Source organism: Noviherbaspirillum malthae, from assembly GCF_015352985.1.
In the GTDB taxonomy this organism is placed as follows: Bacteria; Pseudomonadota; Gammaproteobacteria; order Burkholderiales; family Burkholderiaceae_D; genus Noviherbaspirillum; species Noviherbaspirillum malthae.
The window spans coordinates 31,006-46,782 of the sequence record NZ_JACYXF010000024.1 but is presented as its reverse complement, the minus strand read 5'-3'; the positions used below and the strand labels follow the sequence as shown (position 1 = coordinate 46,782).

The 15,777-nt window shown below is 63.2% G+C and carries 8 protein-coding genes; 1 reads left to right on the top strand and 7 read right to left on the bottom strand.

Features of this window, described 5'->3' with window-relative positions; genetic code table 11:
* Nucleotides 1-17 precede the first annotated feature (17 nt).
* Nucleotides 18-3,512, bottom strand: coding sequence for a CheR family methyltransferase (locus IGW03_RS21790; protein WP_194724635.1), 3,495 nt, complete (start codon nucleotides 3,510-3,512; stop codon nucleotides 18-20).
* A gap of 68 nt (nucleotides 3,513-3,580) precedes the next feature.
* Nucleotides 3,581-3,835, bottom strand: a complete 255-nt coding sequence (locus IGW03_RS21785; protein ID WP_194724634.1) for a hypothetical protein — start codon at nucleotides 3,833-3,835, stop codon at nucleotides 3,581-3,583.
* Nucleotides 3,836-4,041: 206 nt separating this feature from the next.
* Here IGW03_RS21785 and IGW03_RS21780 point away from each other — a divergent pair, with 206 nt between their 5' ends.
* Complete coding sequence (locus IGW03_RS21780; RefSeq protein WP_194724633.1) at nucleotides 4,042-4,269, top strand: hypothetical protein; 228 nt, start codon at nucleotides 4,042-4,044, stop codon at nucleotides 4,267-4,269.
* A gap of 36 nt (nucleotides 4,270-4,305) precedes the next feature.
* Here IGW03_RS21780 and IGW03_RS21775 read toward each other — a convergent pair whose 3' ends face one another.
* The 5 genes from IGW03_RS21775 to IGW03_RS21755 form a co-directional block, all read right to left on the bottom strand.
* On the bottom strand, nucleotides 4,306-5,028 hold the full coding sequence (locus IGW03_RS21775; protein ID WP_194724632.1) for a Crp/Fnr family transcriptional regulator: 723 nt from the start codon (nucleotides 5,026-5,028) through the stop codon (nucleotides 4,306-4,308).
* A gap of 5 nt (nucleotides 5,029-5,033) precedes the next feature.
* Nucleotides 5,034-5,822 (bottom strand): Crp/Fnr family transcriptional regulator, encoded by a 789-nt coding sequence (locus IGW03_RS21770; RefSeq protein WP_194724631.1) that lies wholly within the window; start codon nucleotides 5,820-5,822, stop codon nucleotides 5,034-5,036.
* A 52-nt stretch (nucleotides 5,823-5,874) separates the two neighbouring features.
* Nucleotides 5,875-6,861: a chemotaxis protein CheB gene (locus IGW03_RS21765; RefSeq protein WP_194724630.1), complete on the bottom strand. Its 987-nt coding sequence runs from the start codon at nucleotides 6,859-6,861 to the stop codon at nucleotides 5,875-5,877.
* A 161-nt stretch (nucleotides 6,862-7,022) separates the two neighbouring features.
* The gene (locus IGW03_RS21760; protein WP_228535908.1) at nucleotides 7,023-11,156 is read right to left on the bottom strand and encodes a chemotaxis protein CheB; all 4,134 of its coding nucleotides are present in this window, start codon (nucleotides 11,154-11,156) and stop codon (nucleotides 7,023-7,025) included.
* 539 nt (nucleotides 11,157-11,695) lie between these two features.
* On the bottom strand, nucleotides 11,696-15,577 hold the full coding sequence (locus tag IGW03_RS21755; protein ID WP_194724629.1) for a CheR family methyltransferase: 3,882 nt from the start codon (nucleotides 15,575-15,577) through the stop codon (nucleotides 11,696-11,698).
* Nucleotides 15,578-15,777: the final 200 nt, after the last annotated feature.

Sequence of the window (15,777 nt, the reverse complement as noted above, 5' to 3'; positions counted from 1 at the left end):
TCGGCTAACGATGACCGCTATGTTCCGCTCCTGCCCTCCGCATCGATATTGACGCCGATCCACTTGCGCACGGAGCCGTCGGCATCGACCAGCGGCGTGGCGAGGACGTTCGTCATCCGCCAGCCATCGTCGGCCGTACGCAGGCGAACCCGCGCATTGAGCAGGCGGCCCGTACCGACCGCATCCTCCCATTGCCGCAGCGCCTCGCCGCGATCTTCAGGATGCACCGTATCCAGCCAGCCTTTCGCAAGTCCGTCCTCCAGACTCTGGCCGGTATAGGCGCGCCAGCCCGGCGAATCGCCGATCAGCCTGCCGGCGGCATCGGTTTCCCATACCGCCTGCGCGAATCCTTCCACCAGCATCCGGAAGCGGGCCTCGCTTTCGCGCAACGCGTCTTCGCTGGCTTGCCGCGCCGCCTCGGCCTGCGCCCTTTCCATTGCCGCGAAGGTGCGCTCGGCGACTTCCTGCACCAGCGCGATCTCCGCCTGCGACCACTTGTGCGGCGCCGGATAGGCAGCACCGAGCAGGGCGGAGAGTTTTCCTCCCTTCATCAGGGGTACGCCGATCCAGCCGCCGGTGCCTTCGGCGGCGAAGGCTGCGCGCTGCGCGTCGGTCAGCGATGGTTCGCGCGCAGCGTCCTCGAGGCAGACGATCTGGCCCATGCGATAGGCGGCGCCGACGCCGGGATCATGGTCGCTCAGCCGCAGGCGGCTGCTGAAGCCGGCCGTGCCGGGTGCATAGGAGCAGCCGGCAAGCGCGAGCTCATCTTCCGAGACCGCTTCCCAGAACACGACGAGCTTCGCTCCGAGATGCTCGCGCAAAACGCGGCTGGCCTCGCGCTGGATCAGGGGCGTGTCGCCGAGCGAGCGCAGCGTGTCCGACAGCCGCAGCATGAAGGCCTGCTGCGCCGCGTTGCGCCGCAGCTGCTCCTCCGCTTCGCGATGGCGGCTGATGTCGAAGAAGGTCATCACCGCACCGTCTATCCTGTCTTCGACCGTGCGGTAGGGCCGCACGCGCGCGATGAAGGTGTGCCCTGAAGTGCTGCGCACCTCGCGCTCCAGCGGGCGCAGCGTATCGAAGGTAGTCGCGGCATCGGCCGCCAGTTCGGGGTAGTTGAGCTTGTGCGTGATGTCGAGCAGCGAGCGGCCCACATCGGAGGGAATGATATTGAAGAGTTCGGCCACGCGCGGCGTGTAGCGCTTGATGTGCATGCTGCGGTCGACGAAGATGGTGGCGATGTCGGCCGACGCGATCAGGTTGCTCAGGTCGTCATTGGCCTTGCTGGTTTCCTCCACCTTGCTCTTGAGTTCGGCATTGACCGTGATCAGCTCTTCATTGATCGACTGCAGTTCCTCCTTGCTGGTCTCCAGTTCCTCGGTGGCGGAGCGCAACTCCTCGATGGTGGCCTGCAGCTCTTCGTTGGAAGCGCGCATGTCCTCGCTGGAGGCTTCGGCCTGTTCGATGGTCTGCTGCAGCTGCTCCTTGGTGCGCTGCAATTCCTCGTCGAGCTGGGCGAGCACCGCGTCCTGGCGGAATTCATGGATGGCTGCGCCGCCGACGCCTTCGCTGCTCTCCTCGATCAGGATCAGGGCCAGGTCGGCACCGGCCTCGTCGTTGCGGAACGGCCGCACCGTCATTGCCACGTGGCGCGTCTGCCCGTCCTGCTCCACCGGGATGCGGCGCGTCTCCACCGGCCGGCCGCTCTTGATGGCCTGGAACAGCGCCGAACGCAGTTCCAGCCGCAGCTCGGGCAGGATCAGGGAAATGATGCTGCGCGACGGTTCCCCGCCGACATGGCGCAGGTAGCGGCCGGCGCGGTCGGAGAGATGCACGATATCGGAATCGGTGTTGACGAGGATGCTGGCCTCGGCGTACTGGAGCAGCGCCTGCTGGTGGATTTCCGCGTAGGAAAACTGGCGCCGCGCGGGAACATAGGCAGCCTCCGGCTCCACCATCCGGCTCGGCATGTTGGCCATCGGCTTGGGCAGGTAGCGGCTGGTGCGGGCCAGCGGCTTGGCCTGGTAGATGCGGTTGGCCTTGTCGACCGGCGCGAACAGGTTGGGCATGACATCGGCCGATTCCGAGCTGCCGAGAAACAGGAAGCCGCCGGGATTGAGCGCGAAATGAAACATTTCCAGGACATGCATCTGCATTTCCCGGTTCAGGTAGATCATCAGGTTGCGGCAGGTGATCAGGTCGAGCCGGGAAAACGGCGGATCGCGCAGCACGTTGTGCGCAGCGAACAGCACCCGGTCGCGCACCGTCTTGCGGATGCGGTAACGGCCATCCTCCTTGGCGAAATAGGCTGCCAGGCGCTCCGGCGCCACGTCCGCGGCAATCGAGGCCGGATACAGGCCGGCGCGCGCTGCCGCGATGCCGCGCTCGTCGATGTCGGAAGCGAAGATCTGGAACTTCGGCGGACGCGGCAGCGCCGACGCATGTTCGTTCATCAGCATGGCCAGGCTATAGGCTTCCTCGCCGGTGGAACAGGCCGCGACCCAGGCGCGGACTTCGCCGTCGAGCGGCTTGTCCTGGAAGATCTGCGGCAGGATCTGCCGCTCGAGCGCCTCGAAGGCTTCCCGGTCGCGGAAGAAATTGGTGACGCCGATCAGCAAATCCTTGAGCAGCGCATTATGCTCGGGCGGATCGTTTTCCAGCACGCCCCGGTAACTCTGCATGTCGGGCACCTCGCGCACCTGCATGCGGCGCTCGATGCGGCGCAGGATGGTGGCGCGCTTGTAGCTCCTGAAATCGTGTCCGGTGTGGTTGCGCAGCATGCCGATGACGTCCTGCAGCGCCTGTTCGGATTCCGGGCGCAGGTCCTTTCCCGCGGTCAGCGGGGCATCCTCTTCCTTGGCCGGCGGCAGCTGGATTGCCTTGGCGTTGTCCCAGAGCGAGACCAGCTTCGCGGGGATGTCGGCTGCAGTGACGATGAAATCCACCGCGCCGGTGGCGATGGCAGCCAGCGGCATGCTGTCATGCTCGGCATCGGCGGGATGCTGCGCAATTGCCACGCCGCCCTGTTCCTTGATGCGGGTCGCGCCGAGCGAACCGTCGCTGCCCATGCCGGAGAGCACGACGGCCACCGCATGTTCCTTGTGCGCTTCGGCCAGCGTGCGGAAAAAGATATCGATGGCGATATGCTGGCCGTCGCGGCGCTCCATCTCGTCGAGCACCAGGTGGCTGTCGTGCATCCTGATGCTGCGGTTGGGCGGAATCACGTAAACATGGTCCGGCAGGATAGGCAGCGTGTGCTGGAGCTGCACCACCGGCATGGCTGTCGCTTTCTGCAGTATGCGGTCCAGCCCGCTGCGCTGGTCGGCCGGCAGGTGCATGACGACAACGAATGCCATGCCCGGCGACGCAGGCAACTGCTCAAGCAAGGTCAGCAGTGCCGGCAGCCCACCTGCGGAAGCGCCTATCCCGACGACGGGAAAGCGAAGATGGCTCTGAGGACTGCCCTCGGTGCCGGAAGGGGTGGAGGAAGCAGCGGCCTGGTTGGAGTCGTTCATGGACAAGCTGTGCGCATGCGCACGATCTGGATAATTCTTCCAGTGTAATGCAATCGGCGGCAGCCCAGTCAGTGCAGCAGCCCGGGCGGATACTCGTCTTCCTCGGGCAGCTTCGCCCCGGGCACCTGCAGGCTGCACATCGCTTGCCGGTTCATGCATCTGTACATCGCGGTGCCGATCAGTATCAGCCTGCGCAGCTCCGAAGGCGCAACGGAAGACGCCAGTACGGCAAGGATGTGCGAATAGATCTGGATGCACGTATCCATGTCAAGATCGGCCGCCTCGCCCTCCCTGATGGCGGCCTCGATTCGATCGGGAGTCATGCTTGCCTCGCTTGGTGAATCAGGTCATGATTCACGACAGACTGCAACTTCAATGTCAGGTTCCGTACATAGCGAGCGGACGGCATCTGCAGGTGCACTTCTCGCTAAAGCATGCATATAAGCGTTCAAGCAATGCTTGAGGCCGGCCATGTCGGCCGTGGCTGTACTAGAATGAAAACTTTCCGACTCAACACGATCACTACCCGATGACACGTTCGCCCCTGGAACGGCAGCACCTGATGCAGGCGAATCTGCGCGTCGTCGAAGCCGAAAAACGCATCGCCGCGCAGCGTGCCCTGATCGCGCGTTTGGAAAATGAAGGACGCGATTCCGAAGGCTCGCGCAAACTGCTCGCCAGCATGCTCGACGGCCTGGAATCCATGAAGGCACACCGAAGGCAGATTCTCGAACAGCTGGCCAACGGCGCGCCTTGATCCGGTTCGCAATCGCTCGCTCGGGGCAGAACCTCTCTAACCGACCTGCACGCCAAGTATCTTTTCGTACTCGCTCCTGATATGCAGGTAGCATTCGCATGCATGTTGCTCGAGAACATGGCGATCGAGGACGCGCATTTTTCCCCTTGAGTACTCTATTGCCCCGGAAGTGAGGAACTGCTGGGCAACAAGGCTCACGCCCGGCCTGCGCACGCCGAGCAGCAAGGCCACGAAATCCTGGGTCAGCGGCAGCGGCCGCGGGCCTGCGCGGTCCATCGTCGCCAGCATGCCGCTGGCATACCGCTGTTCGAGCGTATGCAGGCGGCTGCATGCCACGCGCTGATGCAGCTGGCTTTGGTAAGCCTGCGCATAGAGTTGCAGGATGTAGCGGAAGCGCGGATTGTGCCCGACTTCATGCCGGAAATCGTGCAGCCCCATCCGCAGGCAGGTTCCATCCACCTTGCAGATAATGGTTTCCGATGGAGTTTCTGCGCCGAACAATGCATGAATTGGGGCAACGCCCTCACTGCCGACTACTGCAATCTCGGGCATCTGGCCTTCCTGCAGTTCCAGGACGCTTGCGAATACCGCATCATATGGAAAATACACATATCCGATGGGGTGGTTGCGCGCGGCGATCACTTCCCTCTGTCTGACTTCGCAAACCGACATCAATGCCGATACCTCCATGAGATCCTTGCGCGGAAGCATGTCCAGCAGCTTGCTGTAGCAGTCCTGGCTTAAGGCGAGACGTTCCATTTGCTTTACCTAAAGTTGATGTTGCACGGGCCGTGCATTCCGCCTTGCTGCGCATCAGCCTGTTCCCCGTTCGATGCATGCGGCACAAGCAGCTGCATGCGTTGCATCTGCGCTTTGAGCATGCCGTAGCATTCGCAGCTGCGTTTTTCCAATCCGGGCCGGTCCAGGATGCTTATGTGGCCGCGGTGATATCTGATGATTCCTTCTTCCTGCAAAGCTTCGGCGACCAGACTCACGCTGGGGCGATGCACACCGAGCATATCAGCGAGGAATTCCTGTGTCAGAAAGAATTTGCTGCCGACCCGGTCGCATGTCAGCAGCATCCAGCGGGCGAAGCGCTGCTCCACCGAATGCAGGCGATTGCAGGCAATCGACTGCGCCAGTTGGGCGAGATAAGCCACAAGGAAATGGTTAAGTACTCGCCGGAAAGGCGGGCGCTGCGCCAGCGCCTTGAAATCCTCGGCGGGCATTTTCAGGCAAGCACCCGGGATCTGGCAGATGGTGGTCTGCATTGCCAGGGGCGCGCCTGTCAGCAGTTCCACGCCGGAAAAGCCTTCATTGCCGATCGTGCCGATTTCCGTACTGACTCCGTTCGACATGTAGCTCAGCACCGACAGCACGCTGGTCATCGGGAAAAACACATGCTGGACGGGTGTTCCCTGCGTCGCCATGACGTCTCTGGCCTGGAGGTCGACTTCATCGGCGCAGGATGCCATGGCCGCAAACTCTTCATCGTTCAGCAGCCGCAATACCGCGTTCTGGTGGCGCGAGAGTGAGGGTGAAAGAATACTCATGGCGTTCGGCAAGCTGGTGAAGCTTCGGCGAGAAATTACTCACCATTCAAGCTTATGACTCTCCATCGCGCTTGGCAATCATCCTGCGCAAGGTTTCCGAATGACGCTCCAGCATGGCGGCCGTGGCCATATGCTCCTCGGCGGCAGACTTGGGCGCCGCCCGGTTCGCATTCCTTGCCAGGCGCCGCAGCAGCATCTGCTTTTCATGAAGCGCCCGGATTGCCGCCCAGACTGCTTCCTCGATCGTTACTCCCTGCATATCCAGCAGGCCCTGCGTCGTGTACGAATGCCCGGTATGACAACGGTAGTGAACCGGATGCGTATCCTTGATTTCCCAGAGTGACCCCTGGCATTCCGGACAGGAAAACCCCGAAGGCACGGCAATCTTCTCGAGTTCGGCAATATCGGTCTTCTGGCGCAGGTCGAACCGGGCTTGCGTCTCGACGGCCTTGCTGAACGGTGAAGGCATCGTTTGCTCCGGCGGCGATGCTGCGACCAGTGCGCACAGGCGGTCGGCCAGTGCCTCCAGGGGCAGGCAGGCATCGATATCGACATGCTGCAGCGCGCTTCGGGGCATGGAAGGCTCGTCGGCGTCCTCCGGATCCTGGACCAGTGCAAGACCGCCGTAGGTCTTGATCGCCTGCAGGCCGATGGTGCCGTCGTCAAGCAGGCCGGTCAGCACGACGCCGATCGCATTCTGCTGGTAGTACAGCGCGGCGGAACGAAACAGGGGATCAACCGCAGGGCGGGAAAAGTTTTCCTTCGCACCCTTCGACAACCGGGTCATCCCATCCTCGAGCAGCAGATGATGATCGGGCGGCGCCACCAGGACGACTCCCGGCCGCACCGGCTCGCCGTCGACCGCATGCCTCACCGGCATGCGGGAATGCCGTTCCAGTATCTTCGGCAGGATGCTGTAATGGCTGCCGATATGCATGACGACCAGCACGGCGGCGGGAAAATCCGCAGGAAGCCGCTTGAACAGGCGCTGCAGCGCATCGGCGCCGCCTGCGGAGGTGCCGATGACGACGATACGCATGGATTCTCGACCCAAGGCGATTTCCCTCCCGAATGAATGACTGATCGAATATGGTCGCTCCGACCGGTTCGACTCGCCTTCAACGGATTAATTGCAATTTTATTCAGGCGCAGGCTGCCTGCCCTGCTTTTGTTTCCGCACCGACGCCTGCCATGCTGGCGTCATGAATCGTTCTCGCGCTGCTGCATCAGTCCGGCGAGCATCGGGAGCAGAACATCCAGCGCCACCGGCTTGGCCAGATGCGCCGCGAAACCTTCCTGCAGCGCCTGCTGCACATCCTGGGCTCGTCCAAGGCCGCCGAGGGAAATGGCAAGCATGCGGCTGCCCTGCGGCAGCTGCCTCATTTGCCTGAGGAAAGCTTCCCCGGTGACTTCCAGCCGCGCAGGATCGACGATGACGAGATCTGCGGGATTCTGCCGCAAGCGGGAGAGCGCGTCGTCCGCATGGTGTGCAACGCTTACCGTTGCGCCTTCATACTCAAGCAGGTAGCGCAGGCTGTGCGAAGCTTCCTCGTCGCCGTCCAGCAGGAGCACGGAAATGCCCTTGAGATGCTCGCCCGGCGGCACCGTCTGCTTACCTCGCCATGCGTCCATAGCCGCGCCGGACGGCAGCCGGATCCGGAAGCAGGCACCCTTGCCCTGGCCGCCGGATTCCGCTTCGATCTTTCCGTGATGCAGATCCACGAGCTGCTTCACCAGGGACAGGCCTATGCCCAGTCCCGCGTTGGCGCGGCCCTTGCCGTGCTGGGCCTGGCGGTACATGTCGAAGACATGGGGCAGGAATTCCGGCGCGATGCCCTTGCCGTCGTCGATCACCTCGAGTCTGGCTTCGCCGTCGGCCTCGTCGAGCCTGAGGTGGATGCTTCCGCCCGCCTGGCTGAACTTGACGGCATTGTCGAGCAGATTTTGCACCACCTGCTCGAGCCGGACCGGATCGGCATGCACCCACATCGGAGCATCTGTGCCGGACACATCGATCCGTCGTTGGCTGCACGCAGGGTCCAGCCTGCAAGCCTCGACCAAGCGCCTGACCAGCGCGCCGAAATCGACGTTTTCCGGCGCCAGCATAAGCTTGCCGGTCTGCAGCCTCGACAGGTCGAGCAGATCGGAAATGACGCGCGACTGGCTTGCCACCGCCGTACGGATGGTATTGACCGCCCTTGCGCCGAGCGGCGATTGCTGCACCTCCTGCAGGCGCGACAGCAATTCGGCGTTCATGTTGATGAGGTTGAGCGGATTGCGCAGTTCATGCGACATGATCGCCATGAACTGGTCCCGCATCGTGCTGGCAAGTTCGGCGCTGGTGCGGCCTTCATGCTCCCGGGTCAGCTGAGCTTCGCGGCGGCTTTCCAGCCTGACGCGCTCGGTGTCGTCGCGGACGATTCTTGCGTAGCCTTCACGTCTGCCTTCGCTGAACAGCGACATCATTCCGCTGGCAAAGAAGCGCGAGCCGTCCTTTCTCTGCTGCCAGCATTCGCTCCTGGTGCTTCCTTTTTCGCGGGCGATGAGCATCTCCGCTTTGAGCAGGTCGGCTTCGCGATCCTCGGGCAGGAAAACCGCCGAGCCCGGCTGCCCCGTCATTTCCTGTTCACCATAGCCGTACAGGCGTTCCGCGCCCTTGCTCCAACTCGTGACGCGGCCGTCGCCGTCCAGCGTCATGATGGCGTAATCCATCATGCTGTCGGCGACCAGGCGCATGCGCGCCTCGCCTGCGCGCGCCTGCTCTTCGGCTTCCCGGCGCCGGGTGATGTCGAAGAAGGTCATGACTGCGCCTTCTATCGCATCTTCATTGGTGCGGTAGGGAAAGTGGCGGACGATGTAATAGCGGCCGTCTGTGCTGCGCACCTCCCGCTCCACCGGTCGCAGCGTGTCGAAGGTCGCGGCGACGTCACTCGTGAGATCGTCATAGTCGAGGCGATGGGTGATATCCAGCAGCGAGCGTCCAATGTCGGACGGAATGAGGTTGAACAGATCGGCCACGCGGGGCGTGTAGCGCTTGATGCGCATGCCGCGGTCGACGAAGATGGTCGCGATGTCGGCCGAGGCAATCAGGTTGTTGAGGTCGTCATTGACCTTGCCGGTTTCCTCGACCTTCGACTTGAGCTCATAGTTGACGGTACTCAGTTCCTCGTTGACCGACTGCAGTTCTTCCCTGCTGGTTTCCAGTTCCTCGGTAGCCGAGCGCAGTTCCTCGTTGATGGCCTGGAGCTCTTCGTTGGACGCGCGCAATTCCTCGTTCGAGATTTCCGACTGCTCGATGGTTTCCTGCAGCTGTTCCTTGGTGCGCTGCAGTTCCTCCTCCAGCTGGGTGAGCACCGTATCGGCCTTTATGCCATGCGCGCCGGCTTCGTCGCCCATGGTCTGCTCGACTTCGTCGAACAGCACCAGCACCAGATCGGCACCGGCGTCGTCGTCACGGAAGGGACGCACCGTCATGTGGATGAAATAGGTCCTTCCGTCGCGGACCAGCCTCACCCGGCGCGCCTCGACGCTCATGCCGCTGTGGACCGCCTGGAAAAGGGCGGTGCGCAGCTCGACCCGCAGATCGGGCAGGACCAGCGAGACGAGATTGCGCGACGGCTCGCCGGCCACATGGCGCAGGAAACGGCCGATACGGTCGGACATGTAGACGATGTCCGCGTCCCGGTTGACGATGACGCTGGGCGGCGCATGCTGCGCAAGCACCCGCTGATGCACTTCGGCGAAAGAGAACTGGCGCTTGGCGGGCAGCTGCGGCGCTTCCATGCCGGGATGGCGCAGTGCGGGATAGCCCTGCGACGACGGATACCTCCCCCTCGAAAGCGCCCTGGCCTGGTAGATGTGGTGCTTCTTATCGAGGGGAATGAACAGATGCGATGCCAGATCGGCGGATTCCGAGCTGCCGAGAAACAGGATGCCGCCTGGATTCAGCGAGAAGTGGAACATCTCCAGAAGATGGGTCTGCATCTCGCGGTTGAGGTAGATCAGCAGGTTGCGGCAGGAAACGATGTCGAGCCGGGAGAACGGCGGATCGCGCAGGATGTTGTGCGGCGCGAACAGTACGCGGTCGCGTACGCTCTTGCGTACCCGGTACCTGTCGTCTTCCTTGTTGAAATGTTGCTGCAGCCGCTCGGGTGCGACGTCGGCGACAATCGATGACGGATACGTGGCCGCGCGTGCGGTTGCGATCGCCCGTTCGTCGATATCCGAGGCAAAGATCTGGATCGGCATGGATTTGCCGAGCGATGCGGTCTGCTCGCACAGAATCATTGCAAGCGAATAGGCTTCTTCGCCGGTGGAGCAGGCCGCCACCCAGGCCCGCACCGGGTCGTTCTGCCGCCGGTTCGCCAGGATGTCGGGCAATATCTTTTTCTCAAGCACATCAAAGGCCTGGCGATCGCGGAAGAAGTTGGTCACGCCGATCAGCATGTCGCGCAGCAAGGTATCGGCTTCCCGGGGATCGCTTTCCAGCAGTGCTGCATAGGCTGCCAAGCTCGACATGCCGCGTACCTGCAGGCGGCGGTCGATCCGGCGCAGCATGGTCGGCCGCTTGTAATGCCGGAAATCATGGCCGGTATGCATACGCAGCTGCGCGATGATCTTCTGCACATCCGCCTCGACGTCGTTCGATGCCGGCATCTCCAGGAGAGAGCCTGGCAGGGTCTCGAGAAGCGCCGTGAGTTCGGTGGGGTGCTGGCTGTTCTGCAGCTGCCTGAGGAGGGAAGGTATTTCCGCGACCGGAAGAACGAAATCGATGCTGCCGCTTTCGATCGCCGCGTTCGGCATGCCGTCGTGCTCCGCATCTTCGGGCGCCTGTGCGAAAGTGAATCCGCCCTGCTCCTTGACGCGCCGGATGCCCAGCGCGCCGTCCGTCCCGGTGCCCGAGAGTACGATGGCGATGGCGCTTTCCTGCCGGGTCTCGGCCAATGTACGGAAGAATACATCCGCCGCGATCCGCACGCCCGGCGGGGATGCGAATTCGCTCGGCACGAGATGATCGTCCTGGATGGTCAGGTGCTTGTTGGGCGCAATCACGTAGACATGATCGGATTCGAGCAGCATCGCCTGGCTGACCTGCACGACGGGCATCGGGGTCGCGCGCTGCAGCAGCTGCGCGGCATTGCTCTCATGTTCGGGTGAGAGATGCAGAATCACGACGAAGGCCATGCCGCATCGGGGCGGCAATGCTTCAAGCAGCCGGGTACAGGCTTGCAGGCCGCCGGCCGACGCTGCTATCCCGACGGTGAAGAACTGCGGCTTGCCCGGAATGATCGTCACTCCGCCGTTTTCCTGTGACGAAAGCAAATTGTTCATCATGATCGATTGAGGTGCTTGAAGTGCCTGGAATGCTTCTGCGTTGCGATTCCGGTTCCGGCTTCCATTGCGGTGCTTCCGCGGACAGCGCAGGGGTAGGTGAAAGAAGATTTCCAGAAGTGTAGAGCATGTCAGGCATGCGCGGTGAATGCAGAGCTTGAAACGGTGCGGGCCGGTCGAGCGATCCGGTCAATGGTCCGGCGGCTTGACGGGGCTCGATAAGCTCAATGTGAATTATTCTGGAAAAGACGGATCGATATTTGTCAACGGCGGCGGTGATGCGCCGGCACGGCACGGATCAGATGGGCTCTCCACACATTTTCCAGAGCGAACCGGACGACCCGGGCAACCCAGGCGGCTACACGAACGAGCCGCCAACATGGCGATGTTCCATGACGGAACCATCGTCATCGATCCTGCATGCAGGATCGTCTTCTGGAATAGCGGCGCGACCCAGCTGTTCCGCCATGCCTGCGAGGAAGTTTACGGCCTGGCCATGGATGGGATTTATGATTCCTGCACGCAGCAGGCCCGCGCTTGCGTCATGCCGGCGGCTGCGGCGCGTCGGTGCGGCTGTCCCCGGCCGGCCTGCGCTCGCCGATGTCGACCACGACGGCCACCACGCCCTGGAACTCGCCGTTCGGCCCATGCAGTCCGCTTACGCTGCTCTCGGCCCACATCGGCGAGCCGTCCTTGCGCAGGTACTGCTTTTCGAGCACCACGTCCGCCCTGCCCGCAGCCAGCTGGCGCATCGCGTCTACGGTGGCTTGCACCGATGCGGGCGCGGTGACGTCGGCGATACCGCGGCCAATCAGTTCCTCTTCGGTATAGCCTAGCATGTCGCAGAACTTCTGGTTCACCAGCGTCATGTTTCCCTTGTCATCGGCCTGCACCACCCCGGCGATCGCTTGCCTGACGATCCTGTGCATGCGCTCGGTGCTCTGGTGCAGGGCGAACTCGATGTCCTTGCGCGCGGAAATGTCGATGTTCAGGCCGACCCATTTGCGCAGGGAGCCATCGTCATTGAACACCGGCGCCGCCCGCACATTGGTCCACCGCCATCCGTGCGGCGACTTGAGCCGGAACTCCGCATTGACCAGGCGCCTGCCGGCAACGGCTTCCTGCCACTGGCGCAGCGCGCCGTCACGGTCCTCGGGATGGACCGCGTTCACCCAGCCCTTGCCCATCCATTCCTCCACGCTCTGGCCGGTATAGGCGCGCCAGCTCGGTGAATCCGTCACAACCATGCCTTGCGCATCGGTTTCCCACACCGCCTGCTCAGACCCTTCGACCAGCGCGCGAAAGCGTCCCTCGCTTTCCCTGAGCTTGGCCTGCACGATTTCGTCCCGCAGATGCAGCACTTCCTCCTGAGACTGTTTCCAATCCGTGATTTCCTTGGTGGTCGTCGCCACGCCGTCGCCGAGCTTCACCACCGATTGCAGATACCAGCCGTCGAACTGTTCGTGGGTGTAGTGGCGCTCGGCCTGCTGCGGCTCGCCGGTCTCGGTGACATGCTTGAATGCGTCGAAGATCCCTTCCCTGACCACACCGGGATTGCGTTCGAGCAGGCTTTGCCCGCGCACTTCCCCGTACCGGCTTTCCGAGGTATGGTTGTTCAGCACCCATCGAAAGTCGACGATCTCGCCACGCTCGTCACGCACCGCCTCGAATACCTGGATCATGTCCATCGAGGTATCCATGGTGGCCTGCAGCAAGTCGCGGCTGGCCTTGAGTTCGGCGGTGCGCTCCTTCACCTGCTGCTCCAGTTCGGCCCGGTGCCGCTCCTCGCTCCTGCGCAGGGCCTGTTCGGCATCGCGCCGGATCGTGATATCGAAGAAGGTCATCACGGCCCCGTCGATACGGTCCTCGATGGTGCGGTAGGGACTGACGCGGATGATGTAGAAGCGGCCGTCGCTGCTGCGCGCCTCGCGCTCCGTCGGCTGCAGCGTATCGAAGACCCTGGCAGCCTCCTCGACCAGCTGCGGGAAGTCGAGCCGGCTTGCCAGATGCGACAGCGGACGGCCGACGTCGGCCGCGATGATGTTGAAGATATCCTTGACGCGCGGTGTATAGCGCTTGATGCGCATCTCGCGGTCCAGGAAGATGGTGGCGATGCCGGTGGAAGCAATCAGGTTGCTGAGATCGTCATGCGACTTGGCGGTCTCGTCGACCTTGATCTTGAGCTGGGCATTCAATGTCATCAGCTCTTCATTGACCGACTGCAGTTCCTCGCGGCTGGTGTCCTGTTCCTCGACGGCCGAGCGCAACTCCTCGACCGTGCTCTGCAGTTCCTCGTTGGACGCCCGCAGCTCGGCATTCGACATGTCGGCCTGATCCATCGTCTCATGCAGCTTGTCCTGCGTGTGCCGCAGCTCTTCCTCCAGCTGCCGCAGCAAGGACGCATTGCGCTGGTCGGGCGCAGCAGGCGGCGGCTGCGCATCGCCGGCTTCGTTGAACTGCACCAGCAGCAGCAGCCCGTCCGCGTGTTCGTCCTCGAAAGGCACGACCGTCATGCTGACCATGCCGGCCTTGCCATCCCTGCCATCCCTGCCACCCCCGCCATCCTTCTCATGCTGAATCGCCGGGGTTGCGGCCGGCTTGCCGGTCTTCTGCGCCTGGAACAGCGCCATGCGCAGCTCCAGCCGCAATTCGGGGGTCACCAGGGAAACGATGTCACGGGTCGGTTCGCCGCTCGCATGCCGCAGGTAGCGGATCGCATGCTCGGCGATGTGCACGATTTCTCCACTCGCATTGACGAGGATGCTCGGCGGCCCCAGCTCCATGACCTTGTGCCGGTGGATTTCGGCGAAGGAAAACATGCGCCTGCGCACCTTGACCGCTTCCGCCGGCGGCGGGTCGATCGCCGTCGCACGGCGCGCGGGCTCGGGCTTGGCCAGGGCGGGCGTGCGGCGCAGCGAACCCGGCAGCGGCTTGGCCTGGTAGATGCGGTGCCTGGCGTCGACGGGCGCGAACAGGTGCGATGCGGCGTCGGCCGATTCGGTGCTGCCGAGAAACAGGTAGCCGCCGGGGTTGAGCGCGAAGTGGAAGGTTTCCAGCACCTGACGGTGCATCTCCCGGTTCAGGTAGATCAGGAAGTTGCGGCAGCTGATGATGTCCAGGCGGGAGAAGGCCGGATCGTGCAGCAGGTTGTGCGACGTGAACAGCACGGTGTCGCGCAGCGCCTTGCGTACCCGGTAGCGCCCGCCCTCCAGCGTGAAATAGCGCTGCAGTTGAGCCGGCATCACGTCGGCGGCAATCGATGCGGGAAACATGCCCAGGCGCGCGGCATGGATGGCGCGCTCGTCGATGTCCGAGGCGAACACCTGCATCTTGGGCGGGCCGGAGTGGGCCGCCGCATGTTCGCGCAGCAGGATGGCCAGCGAGTAGGCTTCCTCGCCGGTGGAGCAGGCTGCGACCCAGGCCCGCAGCTCGTCATCCGGTCCCTTGGACTGCAGCAGCTGCGGCAATACCAGCTGGTCGAGCGCCTCGAAGGCGTCGCGGTCGCGGAAGAAGCTGGTCACGCCGATGAGCAGATCCTTGAGCAAGGCATGCGCTTCGCTGTGGTCCTTTTCCAGCAGGCGGCAGTAGCCGGGCAGATCGGGCACGGCCCTCACCTGCAGCCGCCGCTCCAGGCGCCGCAGCAGGGTCGGCTGCTTGTACTGGCGGAAATCATGGCCGGTGCGCACGCGCAGCAGCGTGAAGATGTCGTGCAGCGTGTCCTGCGGCTGCGGTCCCATGTCGAAGACCGCGGCGCCTGCGGGCGCATTGCCCTGCAGGCCGTGGCGGCGGATGGACTGTGCGGTGTCATGAAGTTGCATCAGCTTGGCCGGAATCTGGGAGGCGCTCAGCACGAAGTCGGCCATCCCGGACTCAATGGCCGACTGCGGCATGCTGCTTTCCTCGGCATCGGCGGGCAGCTGGGCAATCGTCAAGCCGCCATGCGCCTTGATGCAGGCCAGCCCGGCCACGCCGTCGCTGCCCATGCCGGACAGCACGACGCCGATGGCATTTTCCTTGTGCGCTTCGGCCAGCGTGCAGAAGAACACGTCGATGGTGATGAGGTCGCCCTGCGGACGCAGCAGCTCATCGACGTAGAGATGACTGTCTTCCATCTTCAGGCTGCACCCGGGCGGGATGACGTACACCTGGTTGGGAAGAATGGGCGTGCGGTGGTTGACCGCCACCACCGGCATGTCGGTGGCGCCCTGCAGCAGCTTGTCGGCATTGCTGGGATAGTCGGGAGAAAGATGCAGCACCACGACCAGCGCCATGCCTGGCGAGGAAGGCATGTTCTCCAGCAGCGTGAGCAGCGCGGCAAAGCCGCCGGCGGAAGCGCCCAGCCCGACGACCGGAACCGGGGGCTCGCCGATGGCATTCGCTTCGGGCGACGGAACGACGGACGGAGCCTGATCTTGCGGATTCATGAAAAAGCGGGGCCGCCTGCGGCATGTAGGGTGAAACAGGAAGTGTAGCCCAGCCGTGCATGCATCGAAGCGCGTTTTTTTCGCATGCAAGGAAAAATACCTTGGTGAAATTTCAGATTCGCAAGGCCCGCGGCATGCGTCTCTCTTCCCTTGTGGAGAACGTGCTTCGCTGATCGGCGTCTGAACTAGCAAGCCCGCCC